8 protein-coding genes and 1 pseudogene are annotated in these 16,459 nt (G+C 63.6%); 5 read left to right on the forward strand and 4 right to left on the reverse strand.

Going from position 1 to position 16,459, the window contains the following annotated elements; genetic code table 11:
* Positions 1–317: 317 nt before the first annotated feature.
* On the forward strand, positions 318–485 hold the full coding sequence (locus HDC30_RS08915) for a metallothionein (RefSeq protein ID WP_081730276.1): 168 nt from the start codon (positions 318–320) through the stop codon (positions 483–485).
* A 23-nt stretch (positions 486–508) separates the two neighbouring features.
* Here HDC30_RS08915 and HDC30_RS08920 read toward each other — a convergent pair whose 3' ends face one another.
* Positions 509–781: a hypothetical protein gene (locus HDC30_RS08920; protein WP_183782411.1), complete on the reverse strand. Its 273-nt coding sequence runs from the start codon at positions 779–781 to the stop codon at positions 509–511.
* Between the two features lie 38 nt (positions 782–819).
* Positions 820–1,047 carry a DUF6555 family protein gene (locus HDC30_RS08925; RefSeq protein ID WP_095138739.1) on the reverse strand — a complete coding sequence of 76 codons (228 nt, stop codon included), beginning with the start codon at positions 1,045–1,047 and terminating at the stop codon, positions 820–822.
* A gap of 136 nt (positions 1,048–1,183) precedes the next feature.
* Between HDC30_RS08925 and HDC30_RS08930 the strand changes: the two genes are divergently transcribed.
* From HDC30_RS08930 to HDC30_RS08940, 3 genes are all read left to right on the forward strand, one after another.
* Positions 1,184–1,960, forward strand: a complete 777-nt coding sequence (locus tag HDC30_RS08930) for a helix-turn-helix domain-containing protein (RefSeq protein WP_183782414.1) — start codon at positions 1,184–1,186, stop codon at positions 1,958–1,960.
* 212 nt (positions 1,961–2,172) lie between these two features.
* A complete protein-coding gene (locus HDC30_RS08935) occupies positions 2,173–2,346 on the forward strand; it encodes a DUF1427 family protein (RefSeq protein WP_007969534.1) in 174 nt (57 codons plus the stop codon).
* A 28-nt stretch (positions 2,347–2,374) separates the two neighbouring features.
* Positions 2,375–3,331 carry a zinc-binding alcohol dehydrogenase family protein gene (locus tag HDC30_RS08940; RefSeq protein WP_183782417.1) on the forward strand — a complete coding sequence of 319 codons (957 nt, stop codon included), beginning with the start codon at positions 2,375–2,377 and terminating at the stop codon, positions 3,329–3,331.
* 120 nt (positions 3,332–3,451) lie between these two features.
* Here HDC30_RS08940 and HDC30_RS08945 read toward each other — a convergent pair whose 3' ends face one another.
* Both HDC30_RS08945 and HDC30_RS08950 read right to left on the reverse strand, forming a co-directional pair.
* Positions 3,452–4,474 (reverse strand): purine nucleoside permease, encoded by a 1,023-nt coding sequence (locus tag HDC30_RS08945; protein WP_183782420.1) that lies wholly within the window; start codon positions 4,472–4,474, stop codon positions 3,452–3,454.
* A gap of 15 nt (positions 4,475–4,489) precedes the next feature.
* Positions 4,490–5,449 (reverse strand): nucleoside-specific channel-forming protein Tsx, encoded by a 960-nt coding sequence (locus HDC30_RS08950; RefSeq protein WP_096797785.1) that lies wholly within the window; start codon positions 5,447–5,449, stop codon positions 4,490–4,492.
* Positions 5,450–5,902: 453 nt separating this feature from the next.
* Here HDC30_RS08950 and HDC30_RS08955 point away from each other — a divergent pair.
* Positions 5,903–16,423: pseudogene (locus HDC30_RS08955) on the forward strand (autotransporter-associated beta strand repeat-containing protein).
* The last annotated feature ends 36 nt before the right edge of the window (positions 16,424–16,459 follow it).

Raw genomic sequence — 16,459 nt, forward strand, 5'->3', positions numbered from 1 at the left:
AGGTGCAGCGAAGCAAACCGGAGGCGATGCCCCCGGATGGACACCGTAGCGAGGGAACACTGAGCCTAAGCGAAGTGCCGTACGCCGGGGCAAAGCCTTTTGGGTTACCTTTTCGGCGTTTGGAAAAGGTGACTCGCTGTAAGAGCGAAACCGCCAGCGGCAGCACCCGAAGAAACGGATATTCACCCAATATCGCCAGCAGACACCCAATTCCCCAAAAAAACCAGATCAAAAGATCGCAGCCTTCAGCAGCTCCTACACTGGTATTTACGGCTTATCCCAAAGCCCAGACAACCACCCAAAAAGGAGTCTGTCCCATGCCCGATAGAAAATGCGACTGCCCCAACTGCAAATGCACCATCAAGGAAGGCGACCACGCCTACGCCGTGCACGGCAAACACTATTGCTGTGAAGCCTGCGCGCACCACCACAAGGGCGGTGAAGAGTGTTCAAGCAAAGGCTGCCATTGCGCCCACCCCAAATAACCGCACGCATAAAAAAGTGGAGCCTAATCAGGCTCCACTTGCAGTTTCAGGCTTTGATCATCCAGCCGTTCGATATGGCGCACGGTGCCAAGCAGTCGTCGGCCTTCAACCCAGACCACCACGGTTTTCGCCTGGTCCAGGTATTCCGGTAACGGCGCCGGCACGCGCACGGCAAAGCGGTACGGATCACCTTCGACGGGTTCCAGGCCCAGCTCACAGTCGATGCTTTTGGTGATACGGCCGAACAGGGTGTCGAGGCCGTAATCCAGATGCGCCAAGCTGAAGAGGTTGCTCATGTGTATCCCCCGAAAAGTCCCCGTTGCCCGGCGAAAGTCTAGCCCGCCGGTCGCCATGTGACGTTTTCCACGCCGAATTTCTCCGCCATCGGTTTGCTGGTCTTTTGCACTTTTTCCCGGCCGAAACGCGGGATGCGACCCACACCGGCGTCGCAGCTTGCCCAGTGCCACGCCTCGGCGTTGTCCATTCTGTCCGAGCGGATAATGAACGACTTAGGCGTGCCGTGAAGGGTGTAATCGATGACAAACAGTTTTGCGTTGTTCATAAAGCCCGTAATCCTCCCTGTGGTATTAGAAGGATCGCGGCGCGTCGGGAAAATTCACTCGGATTGTCCGACGGTATCTATCGTTGTCGACGCTGTGACCGACTGGTTACCATGCGCCTCCCGCCAACCCCAATGAATGTTCGCCATGGCCCTCGCCGCACCCCCCGATCTCACGGATACCGATGTGCCGGTGCAACCGCTGGCGCGTACCTATCCGCGTGGTTTGTTCATCGAGCCGCACGAGCATGTCTGGGGGCAGTTGCTGTATGCGATGAGCGGGGTGATGTGGGTCGAGACCCCGCATGAGGCACTGGTGGTGCCGCCGCAGCGCGCGGTGTGGTTGCCACCCGGGGTGCCGCATGGAATTCGCGTGGTGTCGGACTTGCAGATGCGTAATATCTACCTGCGCCCGGTGCTGGCGGCAACGCTGGATCCGACAGTGCAGGTGATTGAAGTCGGAGGGCTGTTGCGCGAGTTGATCGTCGGGCTGGTGGAGCAGGGCGATAGCGGTGAGCCGGCCTATTACGACGCGTTGGTCGGGCTGGCGTTGCTGGAGCTCAAGCGTGCCCGGCGCTCGCAATTGAAGATCCCGCTGCCGGACGATTCCGACCGGCGCCTGATGAATCTGTGCCAGGCGGTGATGGCGTCACCGTCGCTGGACATTCCGTTCGAACAGCACGCGGAAAACGCCGGGGCCAGCGTGCGCACGCTGGCGCGGCTGTTCAAGGACAGCCTCGGCATGGGCTTCGCCGAATGGCGGCGGCAGGTGCAACTGGCGACGGCGGTGGCCGAGTTGATTCAGGGCGTGCCGGTGAGCGCGATCGCTCGCGAGCTGGGGTATTCGCCGAGCAGTTTCAGTGACATGTTCCGGCGCGAGCTGGGCGTGGCGCCTTCGCAATTCTCCACTGATTGAACACAATCCTGTGGGAGCTGGCTTGCCAGCGATGGCGTCGGCACATTCAACATCTTCATGGCAGACAAATCGCTATCGCTGGCAAGCCAGCTCCCACAGGGTTTTGTGGTGACTTTCCAGGATTTGGCCGAAATTCAGAAGTCCTTGGCCGACACCTCTGCCGATCCTTCCCTAGACTCTGCCCATTCCTTTCACGCGGCGGAGTTTCCTCCATGAACTACCTGATTTCGCTGGCCATCGGTCTGGGTGTCGGCCTGCTCTATGGCGCATTGGACTTCCGTTCCCCGGCACCTCCGGCCATCGCGCTGGTGGGGCTGCTGGGCATGCTCGCGGGTGAGCAGCTGTGGCCGATGGGCCGGCAACTGGTCGCCGGTTGGCTGTCCTGAATTCCTTTTCCCTTTGATGGATGTCCTCATGAAAGCACTGCAATTCGATAAAACCGGCGATCTGTCTTCCCTGCATTTCGTCGACGTACCGACCCCGGTGCCCGGCGCTTATGAAGTGCTGGTCGAGATCAAGGCGGCCGGTCTCAATCCCAGTGACGTGAAGAACGTGCTCGGACGGTTTCCGTACACCACATTGCCGCGAATTCCCGGGCGCGATTTTGCCGGTGTCGTGGTCGAAGGGCCGCCGGCGTTGATCGGTCAGCAAGTCTGGGGCACCGGGCGTGAGCTGGGCTTTTTCGCCGATGGCTCGCACGCGCAGTTCGTCAAACTGCCGGCCAATGGCGTGGCGCACAAACCGTCGCACTTGAGTTTCGCCCAGGCGGCCAGCCTCGGTGTGCCTTACACCACGGCGTGGGATGCGCTGGAGCGCAGTCTGGTGAGCGCTGAAACCCGTTTGCTGGTGATCGGCGGCGGCGCGGTGGCCACGGCGGCGTTGGCGCTGGCCAAGGTGCGCGGCGCGCAGATACTGGCAGCGGCGCGGCGGCCGGAGCAGGTCAAGGAGTTGCAGGCGCAGGGCTATGCGACGATTCAGCTGGATAAACCCGAGGACCTCGGCGCGCAGGTCAACGCGGTGTACAGCGGCGGCGCTGACGTGATCTTCGACACCACGGGGTTCTGGCTGCCGGCCTCGGTGGCGGCACTGGCCGCGTTCGGGCGCATCGCGATCATCGCCGCACCGGTCGATGGCCATGTGCAGCTGCCGGCGTTGGCGTTGTACCGCAAGGGCGGTTCGGTGGTCGGGATCAACTCGCTGCTGTACGGCGTGCAAGCCTGTGCGGCGATGCTCGAGCAGTTCGGGCGGTTCTTTGATGAGGATCTGTTGCCGTTGCCGCAGGGGTTGGTGGAGGTGCCATTGGCGGAAGGGTTGCAGCGCTATGCAGAGGTGAATCAGGGCAGTGGCGACAAAGTCATTTTGATTCCCTAAGCACCACGTCCCTCTGTAGGAGTGAGCCTGCTCGCGATAGCGGTATGTCAAATAACCCATTTGTAATTGACACACCGCTATCGCGAGCAGGCTCACTCCTACAATTGATTGGCGCAGGACTCAGGATTGCGGGACGCCGTTTTCCCACGCCGACCAGTTTTTCAGTATGTCCTGCACCAGCGGATTACCCGCGCGATAGAGATTCTCCAGCGCCGGCACAAAGCCGCCCTGATCGGCGTACTTGAGCAGATTGTCCACTTCGCTGCCGCCCGGAGCAGGCCGATCAAAGTCAGAGCCGGCACGCACCACGGCCAGACGCTGCACATCCACCAGACCTTCGCGACTGGCACGCAGCAGCGCTTCATAGGTGGAGTTGTCTTCCTGTTGTGTGGTGCAGTATTCACCCTTGTTATCGGTCAACAGTTTGGTCCAGACCTCGGCGCGTTCGCTCAGGCGCGTACCGGAGTACCAGGTGTTGCCCGCCAGCGTGTCGCAGCGCGTGACCACGGGCGGCTGATTGGCCGGGGCCGACGGGTATTTCCGGCGCCACGCCGCCGACTCCTTGCTCTCGCTCAGTTCGACCTTGTGGCTCAGGGCGAAGGCTTTGGCCTGCAGTGTCGGGTTGAGTTCGAAGACTTCGGTCTTGTAGTCCAGCGGCGGCTTTTCGTTCGGACCCTTGGTGTTGATACCGAGGTAACCGGTCGGCCAGCTCGCCGGCACATCGCGCGAATCCAGCTCCCATTGCGTGCCGAATTCCACCAGGTAATGCGCCCACGCGGCGGTGCCGATGGTTCCGTGTTTCGGGCTGATGCCGGCGATCCCGGCGATCAGAAACCAGCTTTTGCGCAGGTTGAATTTCGGCGACAGGGCCAGTGCCAGGGTCGAGGCGGCGGCATTGGTCTGGCCCATGCCGGTGGTCAGCAGGCACACCTGTTGTGCGTTGCAGCGGATGGTCGGGTACTCGGCGGACAGGCCCGGTACGCGGATTTCCTGCTTGAGATCGAGGCGCTCGATCCAGTTCTGCGCCTCGGGGGCGAACATGGTGATCAGCACGACTTTCGGCTGGATCGGCGCTTCAGTCGCCCAGGTGGTAGAAGAGAGCAGAGCCGCAGCGGCCAAGGTCAGACGGGTCATTGCTTGCATGAGAATCTCCTGATTTCAGAACTGGTATCCGATGCCGGCGTAGTAACCCCAACCGTTGGAGCGCGCGCGGAAATTGCCGTCGCCGAAGTTCAGCTCGCTGCCGTCCTCCCAGTTGCCGCCGTTATGGAAGTAACGGCCGACCAAGGTGAAGCGCAGGTGGGTGAACGAGTACAACAGCACGTTGGTCGCCACCGTGGCATTGGCGGTGCGCGCCGGATTGTCCTTGTGAATGTCCGAGCCGAAATCGAAGTTGGTGAAACCGATGTAGGTCAGCGACGCGCCGTTGCTGAATTTGTCGATGGGCACGATGTACTTGAGCTGCGCGCGGTAGCCGTCCCACGAATACTCATTGCTCGCGCCGTAGTTTTCCCACTGGTAGCGCCCGTACAGGTTGGCCGACAGGTTGACCCGCGAATGGGTGTCGATGTCGGTGCCGAAGCCGCTGTACAGGGTGTTGGCGCGGTTCTCTTTACGGCTGCCGTGATCGTAGATCCAGTCGAACGCCACGTACCATTCCTTGAACGGGCCGATGGCCAGGCTGCGGCCGGCGAGGTAGTCGATGGAGATGCGCGGCTCGTGTTCCATGAACACCGGTGAGCCGTGATCCCACACGCCTTTGTCGTGGCTGTTGCCGATGTTGAAGATCTTCGGAATGTCGACGTAGCCGTACAGCTCGAACGGACCCTTGCGCCCGAAGTACTCGTATTCCAGGTAGATATCGTCGGCCGGTTGCGGCCCGAAGCTGATGTCCTTGCTGCCGATCAGCGTCAGGTCCTGATTATACCAGTCCGACAGATACGCGCCTTTTTTCGGCGGGGCAGCTTCCGGGCTGAGGGCTTCGCCCTGAGCGGATTCGTCGGGCAGCGCCGGTTGCGCCAATGCGCTGTGGCTGAGAACTCCGGTAACGCCGGTCAGTAGCAGGGAAACAGCAAACGTGCGCGCAAACGGGGCGCGAAGAAGGGAAGCAACGTGCATTCAAAGTCCTTTTTTGCGGATCGAGGCCCGGATTCTGCGGGTCTGTACGGTTTTGTTACGAAAAAGCCGTTATAGGCAGGTCGCAAACGTTTGCACAAGGCGTACCAGTTTTCCAGATACACCCATTTCCCCTTGTGGGAGCGGGCTTGCTCGCGAAGGCGTCGGGTCAGCTGACACATCCTTCACAGATACACCGCTTTCGCGAGCAAGCCCGCTCCCACAGGGTTAGTCAGGTGTCGCCAAACCCAGTGTTTACTGGCCGAAACCCGCGGTTTAGAAGGCCCTAGTATTAAAGTATTAACACCATTTAATCAGTGCCCCATCGCGGGGCGTCTACTAGCTTGTCAGCCAAGACGCGGTTTTGTGATGACCGTCGCAGTCTTGATTCGCGTGTGGAATAAGCACGTCTCCCACGCCTTCAAGGAAGAATTTGGCCACGACAAGGAGTAGCCCGTGGAAGCAAGGTTTGGTGTCGCCCTCGTTTCGCGTTTTTCCCCACTTTCCCTTGCTGTGCACCTGAGCGTTGCCGGACTGTTGTTCGGCGGCGTCAGCGAGCAGGCGCTCGCGACCTGCTCGGCGGCAGGTTCGACGATTACCTGTTCGGGCGTCCCGACGCTGCCGCTGTTTCTCAATGACTACAGCAGTGCCACCAGCGGCCTGACGGTCAACGTCACCAACGGAGCGCAGATGAACGCCACCCTGGGCGGCAAGGTGCTTAACCTGACCGGGGCCAACATCAACCTGAACAACTCCGGCACCCTCGACCCGGCCTTGCTGGGCCTGGTGTCGATCCTCAGTGGCGGTGCGTTCATCGGTACCGGCGCGACCAGCACGGTGAGCATCGTCAACAACGCCACCGGGCTGATTCGCGGCACCGGCATGTTGCTCGGGCTCAACCTGACCAGCATCGACGGGCTGGGGATTGCCGTGAACAACTCAGTGTCGGGCACCACGACCATCACCAACGACGGCACCATCACCTCCACCGGGCTGTCGGTCGGCGGCATCACCCTGGCCGATACCCCGGTGGTCGGGGTGTATGGCGGTTCGCAAGTCAACATGACCAACAGTGCCAGCGGCACCATCAATGGCCGGATTGCGTTCGAAACGTCCGTGGCGGGCAACACCTTCACCAACGCCGGCAACATCACCGGCGGTGTGTCGATGGGGGCGGGCAGCACCAACACCTTCTACGCGATCACCGGTTCCAGCGTTAACGTCGGCGACGGTGTGCAAGTCTCCGTCGGCCTCGGTGGCCTGATCGGCATCAACCTGACCTTCGCCCCGACCGGAACGATCGATGGCGGCGCGGCGGGTACCAACACGCTGATTCTGCAAAACCCGATCGGCCTCGGCGGCGGCACCACCGGGACGGGCACGGCGTCCAGCGCCACCTACGTCAACTTCAACAACCTGACCCTCAACAGCGGCACCTGGACCTTGCAGGGGCCGTTGGTCAGCGGCGCCACCACGCTCAATGGCGGTGTCGCGCAGTTCAACGACAACGCGGCGTTCGGCAGCGGCGTGCTGACGTCCAACGGCGGGATCCTGCAGGCCAGCAATGCCGGTTTGACGCTGGCCAACCAGATCAACCTGGGCGCGAGCGGCCTGACCCTGCAGGGCATCAACGGCATGACCCTCAACGGGGTGATTTCCGGCACGGGCGGCCTGACCAAGATTGGCAGCGGCCAGCTCAACCTCAACGGTATCAACACCTACTCCGGCAATACCGTGCTCAACGGCGGTGTGGTGCTGGTAGGCAACAATCAGGCGTTCAGTAACGGCGGCATCACCGTCGGCGGCTCTTCGAGCATTTCGGCGACGACGCCGATTTCACTGGCTAACGCGATCACGCTCAACAGCACCCTCACTGCAACCGGCACCGGTGCGTTGACCTTGGGCGGGGTGATCAGCGGCGCCGCCAACCTGACCAAGACCGGCAGCGGCAGCCTGACCCTCAATGGCAACAACACCTAAACCGGGATCACCAGTCTCAGTGCCGGGACCTTGCGTGTCGGCAACAACAACGCACTGGGTACCGGTGTCCTCAACACCAGCAACGGCACCAGCCTCGACAGCACCGGCAACGTGACGCTGGGCAACAACCTCGGCATCACCGGTGCGTTGAACGTGCTCGGCAGCAATGCGCTGACCCTGGGCGGCATCGTCTCCGGCACTGGCGCGATCACCAAAAGCGGCAGCGCCAGCCTGACCCTGACCGGCAACAACACCAACAGCGGCACCACCGCGCTCAATGGCGGCAGCTTGTTCGTCGGCAGCAACACTGCCCTCGGCACAGGCGCATTGAACGCTGCGGCCGGCACTACACTGGATGCGACCACGGCGGTGACGCTGGCCAACGCTGTGGCGCTGGCGGGCGGGCTGACCATCGGTGGCACTCAGGCGTTGGGCCTGAGTGGCGTCATCAGCGGCGCCGGCAACCTGATCAAGGGCGGCACCGCGAACCTGACCCTCAGCGGCAACAACACGTTCTCCGGTGGCACCGCGCTGAATAACGGGACGCTGATCGTCGGCTCCAACACCGCGCTGGGCACCGGCGCACTGACCACGGCGGCGGGCACCACCCTCGACGCCAGCACCACCGTGGCGCTGAGCAACGCGGTCGCCCTCGGCGGCAACCTGAACATCGCCGGCAACGCCAACCTGACCCTCGGTGGTGTGGTCAGCGGCAGTGGCGGGCTGACCAAGAACGGCGCGGCCAACCTGATTCTCAACGGCGCCAACACCTTCAGTGGCGGAACCACGCTGAATGCCGGCACCCTGACCGTTGGCAACGCCGCCGCATTGGGCAGCGGCGACCTGACCGTCGCGAATGCCGCGACCCTCGACAGCAACACCTCGGTCATCCTCAACAACAACGTCGCCCTCAACGGCAACCTGGCCATCGGCGGCAGCAACGGCATGATCCTCGGCGGCGTGCTAAGCGGCGCCAGCCAGTTGATCAAGAACGGCACGGCCAACCTGACCCTCAACGGCGCCAACACCTTCACCGGTGGCACCGCGCTCAACGCCGGCAGCCTGACCGTCGGCAACGGCGCGGCACTCGGCACCGGCACGTTGACCGTGGGCGGTGCGGGCGCAACGCTTAACAGCAGCGCCAACGTGACGCTGAACAACGCGATTGCCCTGAACGCCAACCTGACTGCCGGCGGTGCCAACCCGCTGACCCTCGGCGGCGTGATCAGCGGCAGCAGCAACCTGATCAAGACTGGCGCTTCGACCCTGACCCTCACCGGCGCCAATACCTACACCGGCTCTACGTCGCTGAACGCCGGGACACTGATCGTCGGCTCCAACACCGCGCTCGGCACCGGCGTGCTCAACGCTGGCAACAACACGACGCTGGACGCCAGCACCGCGACCAGCCTGGCGAACAACGTCAACCTCGGCGGCAACGTGACCATCGGCGGCAGCAACGCGTTGACCCTCGCAGGCGTGGTCTCCGGGGTCGGTGGTGTGACCAAAAGCGGCCCGGCCGACCTGATCCTCAACGGCGCCAACACCTACTTCGGCAACACCGCGCTGAACGTCGGCAAGCTGATTGTCGGCAGCAATACCGCGCTGGGCAGCGGTGCGCTCAACGCGGCAGCCGGCACCACGCTGGACACCAACACTGCCGTCACGCTGGGCAATCAGGTCAACCTGGCCGGTGCGATGAACATCGGTGGCAGCGCCGATCTTACCCTCACCGGAACCGTCGCCGGTGCCGGCAGCCTGGTGAAAAACGGCGCGGCCAATCTCAACCTCAACGGCACCAACACCTACGCCGGCGGCACCACGCTGAACGCCGGTACAGTGACCGCCGGCAACAGTTCGGCGCTCGGCACCGGTGCGTTGACGGTCGGTGGTGCGGCAACGCTCGACAGCAGTTCGCCGCTGGTCAGCCTGGCCAACGCGGTCGTGCTGAACGCGGCGCTGAGTGTTGGTGGTACGCAGAACCTGACCCTCGGCGGTGTCACCAGCGGCACCGGCCAGTTGATCAAGAACGGCGCAGCGAATCTGACACTCAACGGCAACAACACCTTCAGCGGCGGCACCACCCTCAACGCCGGCACTCTGACCCTGGGCAATGCCAACGGTCTGGGTAGTGGTGGCTTGACCGTCGGCGGCGCGGCGACTCTCGATAACAGTGCCTCGTTCGGCATCGGCAATACGATCACCCTCAACGCCGGGCTGACCGTCGCGGGCAATAACGACCTGAGCCTCAACGGCATCATCGACGGCGCCGGCAGCCTGACCAAAAACGGTCTGTCGGACCTGACCCTGGCCGGCAACAACACCTTCACCGGTGCGCTGAACATCGTCTCCGGCAGCGTCACTACCCTGAGCAGCGGAGCCTTGGGCAACACCTCCGGGGCCAATGTCAGCGCCGGCGCCAGCCTCAACCTCGGCAGCAACGCCAGCCTCAACGGCCTGAGCGGCAGCGGCAGCGTGCAGATCGGCGGCGGCAACACATTGACCGTGGGCGGGGTCAGCAGCACCAGCACCTTCGACGGCGACCTTGGTGGTAACGGCGGCTTGACCAAGGTCGGCACCGGGACGTTGAATCTCACCGGGATCAACGGCATCACCGGCAACACGGCGATCAACGGCGGCATCCTGAACCTCAGCGGTTCGCTGGCCAGCGCGCAGGTCAACGTCAACACCGGCGGGATCCTGACCGGGACCGGCTCGGCGCTCGGCACGGTGAACATCAACAGTGGCGGCCATCTGGCGTTGTCCTCGGGCAACACCCTGTCTGCCGGGTCACTGGTGCTGGCCGCCAACAGCAATGTCGACGCGAGCCTCGCCACGCCATCGACCTCCTCGCTGATGAACATCGGCGGCAACCTGACCCTCGACGGCAACCTCAACGTCACCGATGCCGGCGGCTTTGGCGTGGGTGTCTATCGCTTGTTCAACTACATCGGCGCACTGACCGACAACGGCCTGACCGTGGCCGGTGTGCCGGTGGGTTATGGCCTGGGCGACATCCTTGTGCAGACCCTTGGCAATCAGGTGAATCTGGTGGTGTCGGCGCCTAACACGAACCTGCGCTTCTGGGACGGCAGCCAGACCATCCCGAATGGTAATGTGGACGGCGGCACCGGTACATGGACTGCCGGCGGCACCAACTGGACCAATTCCAACGGCACGCTGAACCAGACCTGGGCCGGCGATTTTGCGGTGTTCCAGGGCACGGCCGGTACAGTGTCGGTCAACGGCACCCAACTGTTCACCGGGATGCAATTTCTCACCGATGGCTACAACGTGGTCAACGGCACGTCGGGTCTGTTGACCGCCGTCAATGGCAGCGGTGGCACCACGGCGATGCGGGTTGATCCGGGCGTGACCGCCACGGTCGGCGTGGACATCAACGGCAGTGGTATCCTCAACAAACTTGACGCCGGCACCCTGGTACTCAACGGCGCCAACAGCTACACCGGTGGTACGCAACTGGACGGCGGCACCCTGGTGGTCGGCAGCAACACCGCACTGGGCACCGGCGCACTGATTGCCAACGCCGGCACGCAACTGGACAGCAACACGGCCGTGACCCTGGGCAATGCCGCCACACTTAACGGCAATCTGACCCTGCTGGGCAGTAATGCGCTGACCCTCAACGGTGTCATTTCCGGCACCGGCGGTTTGATCAAGAACGGTTCGGCCAGCCTGACTCTTGGTGGCAACAACGCTTTCCTCGGGCCGGTGGCGCTGAATGCGGGCGGCTTGATTCTGGCGTCGAACAGCGCGCTGGGCTCGGCCACCCTGAACGCGGCGAACGGCACCACACTGGATGCCAGCGGCGCCTTCACGGCGGGTAACGCGATCAACCTGGCGGGCAACCTCGGTGTCGTCGGCAGCAACGATCTGACACTGAGCGGCGCGATCAATGGCGCCGGCAGCCTGACCAAGAACGGCGCGGCCAACCTGATCCTGAGCGGTGCCAACAACTTCCTCGGTGGCGTCACCCTCAATGCCGGCACCCTGACCGCCGGCAGCAACGGCGCACTCGGTCTGGGCAACCTGACCGTGGCCGGTGCCTCGGCGCTGGACAGCAACACCGCGGTGTCGCTGGGCAACAACGTGGTGCTGAACGCCAATCTGACCAATACCGGCAGCAGCGACGTCGCGCTCAGCGGCGTGGTCAGCGGCACCGGCGGTCTGATCAAGAACGGCGCGTCCAACCTGACCCTCAACGGCATTAACACTTACAGCGGCGGCACCACACTGAACGCCGGCACCGTGACCCTCGGCACCTCGGCGGGCCTGGGCTCCGGCGCGGTGACCGTGGCGGGCGCTTCTACCCTCGACACCACCGCGCCGCTGGTGCTGGCCAACAACGTCAACGTCAATGCCAACCTGAGTGTGGCTGGCAACAACAACCTGACGCTCGGTGGCGTGATCGCCGGGGCGGGCACCCTGACCAAGAATGGTCTGGCCGACCTGACGCTGTCCGGCAACAACACCTTCAGCGGCACCTTTGATGTGCAATCTGGCAGCCTCACGACACTGGGCAACTCGGCACTGGGCAGCAATGCCGGGGTCAACCTCGGCGCTGCGGCAACTCTCAATCTCGGCGGCTCCGGCAGCCTCGCCAGTCTGACCGGCAGCGGCACCGCACTGATCGGTGGCGGTAACACCCTGAGCATCGGCGGCAACAACGCCAGCAGCCTTTTCGCCGGTGTCCTCACCGGAACCGGCGAATTGAACAAGCTCGGCACCGGAACCCTGACCTTGACCGGCCTCAACAGCCTGACCGGCAACACCACGGTCAACGCCGGCACCTTGAACGTCAGTGGCTCGCTGGACAGCGCCAGCGTACTGGTCAACAGCGGCGGCACCCTGACGGGCGGCGGCTCGCTGGGCGGCGCGGTGACCGTGGCCGACGGCGGTCATCTGGCCGGCGCCACCGGCAGCACCCTGTCGGTGAACTCGCTGGTGTTCAACGCCAACTCCAATTTCGATGTCGGACTGGGCACGCCGGTTTCCGGTGGCGGCAATGCGCTGGTGAATGTCGGCGGCAACCTGACCCTCGACGGCAACCTCAATGTCAGCGACATCGGCGGTTTCGGCAGCGGTGTGTACCGGTTGATCAACTACACCGGGGGCCTGACCGACAACGGCATGCTGATCGGCACGGTGCCGGGCAGCGTCACCCCGGGCGATCTGACCCTGCAAACCGCGCTGGCCAACCAGATCAACCTGCTGGTTACCGCACCGGGCGTCACCGTGCAGTTCTGGGACGGCAACCAACTGGTGGCCAACGGCTCGGTCGATGGCGGCAGCGGCACCTGGGGCACCGGCACTACCAACTGGACCGACGTCAACGGCACCACCAATCAGGCCTGGACCAACAACTTCGCGGTGTTCCAGGGAACGGCGGGCACGGTCACCGTGAACGGCGCACAAACCATCACCGGCATGCAGTTCGTCACCGATGGCTACAGCCTGCAGGACGGCACCGCGGGTTCGCTGAATCTGGTCAACGGTTCGTTGGGTAACGCCACGGTTCGAGTCGATCCGAACGCCACCGCGACCGTTGGCGTGGCACTCAACGGCAGCGGCACCCTCGGCAAATACGACACCGGCACGCTGGTGCTCAACGCCGCCAACGGCTACACCGGCGGCACCGCGCTCAATGGCGGCAAGATCGTCGTGGGCAACAACGCAGCGCTCGGCAGCGGTGTGTTGACCGCTGCGGACGGCACCGCGCTGGACAGCAACGCGACCGTCACGCTGGGCAACGATGTGGTGGTGAACGGTGGCCTGACTGTCGCTGGCAGCAACGCCTTGACCCTCGACGGTGTAGTCAGTGGGGCGGGCAACCTGATCAAGTCTGGCGCTTCGAGCCTGACCCTCAACGGCAGCAACACCTACAGCGGTGGTACTCAGCTCGCTGGCGGTACGCTGGTGCTGGGCAATAACAGCGCGATCAGCAGCGGTGCACTGAGCGTGACCGGCAACGCCAGCCTCGACAGCCCCTCGGCGCTGCAACTGGCCAACGCGATCAATCTGGGGTCGCAACTGACCCTGGCCGGCAACCAGAACACCACGCTGCTCGGCGCCATCACCGGCACCGGCAGCCTGGTGAAAAACGGCAACGGCGATCTGCTGCTTAGCGGCGCCAACACCTACAGCGGCGGCACCACGCTGAACGCTGGCACTACCACTGGCGACACCAGCAGCCTGCAAGGCGCCATCGTCAACAACGCGGCGCTGACCTTCGCGCAGAACGCCGACGGCAGCTACACCGGCAACCTCACCGGCGCCGGCACGCTGAACAAAACCGGCACCGGCCAATTGCTCCTGACCGGCAACAACACCTTCACCGGTGACACTTCGGTGCAGGCCGGCAACCTGATCGTCAACGGCGTGCTCAACAGTGCCAACGTCAACGTCGCCAGTGGCGCGAAAGTCGGTGGCAGCGGACAACTGGGCGGCAACGTGCAACTGGCCAGCGGTGCGACGCTGACCGGTGGCGGCACGGCTACACCGTTGTCGGTCGGCTCGCTGGCGCTGTTCTCGGGCACCAACCTGGACTTCAGCCTCGGCTCGGCCGCCAGCTCCACCACGGTGGTCAACGTCGCCGGTAACCTGACCCTCGACGGCACGCTGAATATCAGCAACGCCGGCGGTTTCGGCACCGGGGTCTATCAACTGTTCCGCTACGGTGGCAGCCTGACCGACAACGGGCTGGTCTACGGCAGCCTGCCGGTATCGGCGGCCAACCTGACCCTGCAAACCGCGATCGCCAATCAGGTCAACCTGTTGGTACAAGGCACGCCGGGTGAGGTGCAGTTCTGGAACGGCGGCACTACCAACCCTGATGGCAGCATCGGTGGCGGCAGTGGCGTGTGGGGCCCGGGCACCAACTGGACCGATCCGAGCGGCACGCAGGCGTTGGCGTCCAATGGTCAGTTCGCAGTGTTTGGTGGCCAGGCCGGTACCGTCACTGTGCAGGGCAATCAGAACTTCACCGGTCTGCAGTTCCTCACCGGCGGCTACAGCCTGGTGCCGGGCGCTGGCGGTACGCTGACGCCAGTCAACGGTGCGGACGGCAGCCTGGCGCCGGTGCGGGTCAATGCCGGGGCCAGTGCTGAAATCGACGTGCCGCTGATCGGCACCGGCGGTATCGAGAAACTCGATTCCGGCACCCTCGTGCTGACTGGCGCCAATACCTACAGCGGTGGCACCACCGTCAGTGGCGGTACGCTGATCGGTAACACCACGAGTCTGCAAGGCAACATCACCGACAACGCCACGCTGGTGTTCCAGCAAAACACCGATGGCCAGTTCAATGGTGTGCTCAACGGCACCGGCGCGCTGTTCAAACGCGGCGTGAGTCGCCTGTTGATGGTCGGCAATCAACCGTTCAGCGGTACGGTTTCCGTCGATCAAGGCCTGCTGCAAGTCGGCAGCCGTGCGGCCCGGGCTTCGCTGGGCGCACAAGTCACGGTCGCCAACGGCGCAGGCCTGAGCGGTAATGGCAGCGTCGGTTCGGTGGTCAACCACGGTGTGGTGGCTTCCGGTGGCGCTGACGGCACCTTGAGCGTGGCCGGCAACCTGACCAACAGCAGCGATGGTGTACTGGCGCTGACCGTCAGCTCGCCAACCGCCACGCCTCTGGCGGTGGGTGGTACGGCGGCATTGGGCGGCGGTCTGGTGGTCAACAGCCTGGCGCCGTTCACCGGCAACACCACTTACTCGCTGATCACTGCGGGCGGTGGTGTGACCGGCACCTTCAGTGCCACCGATCTGCCGCAGTACGCGTTCCTTAACAGCTCGCTGATCTACGGTGCCGATTCGGTGACCCTGGCCGTGAGCCGCAACGGCAACTCGTTCGCCGATGTCGCTGCTACGGGCAACCAGCGCGGCACCGCCACGGCACTGTCCAATAACGGAGCGGCCGGCGCGGCGTTGCAGAACCAGATCGTCAACCTCAGCGTAGCAGGCGCGCGTAACGCGTTCGACAGCCTCTCCGGGGAAATCCACGCCAGCACTGCCAGCGCCATGCTTGAGGACTCGCGCTTCATCCGTGAGGCGGTTAATGACCGTATGCGCCAGCCGTCGTGCAGCGCTGCGGATGATCCACGCAAAACCCTGGCACCGAGCGACACGCAACTGAGCAGCAACGGTTGCCACGGGGAAATGGTCGGCTGGATCCGGGCCATTGGTGCCTGGGGCGACATGGGCGGCGACAGCAACACGGCAAAAGTTGATCGCAACCTCGGCGGTTTCATGCTCGGCACCGACAAGGCGCTGGATGACACCTGGCGTGCCGGGATGGCGGCCGGCTATACCCGCAGCAATCTCAACGCGCATGATCGCAACTCCGATGCCAAGGTCGACAGCTACCACCTCGCCGGTTATCTGAACTCGCAATTCGATGCACTGGCGGTGCGCCTCGGCGCGGCTTACAGCTGGCACAGCATCGAGACCAAACGCGATGTCAGCGTCGGTACTTACAACGATCGCCTGAAGGCCGATTACGACGCGCGCAGTGCGCAGGTGTTCGGTGAAGTGGGTTACGCGATCAACGCGGCAGGCGTTGCCATCGAACCGTTCGCCGGGCTGGCCTACGTCAACTACGACAGCGACACCGGCAAGGAAAAAGGGGGAGTGGGGCGCCTGAAGGCCGACGCCGATCAGGACATCACTTACTCGACCCTCGGTGTGCGCATCGGCAAGTTGGTGACCCTGGCCAACGGCAGCCAACTGACGCCACGCGCGGCCATCGGCTGGCGGCATGCCTACGGCGACACCAAACCTGACGCCGACCTTACCTTCATCGACGGCGGCGCCTCGTTCAGCACCCAGGGCGTACCCATCGCCAAGGACAGCGCATTGCTCGAAGCCGGCATCGACTTCCAGGTCACCCCGACCGGCAAGCTGGGCATCGGCTACTCGGGCCAGGTGTCGAGCGACAACAACGACAGCGCGTTCAACATCAGCTTCAGTCAAAGCTTCTGAATCATGGTCGAAGTACTTTAGCCGCCCGAAAGGGCG

This window comes from Pseudomonas sp. JAI115, assembly GCF_014200835.1.
GTDB classification, from domain to species: Bacteria; Pseudomonadota; Gammaproteobacteria; order Pseudomonadales; family Pseudomonadaceae; genus Aquipseudomonas; species Aquipseudomonas putida_A.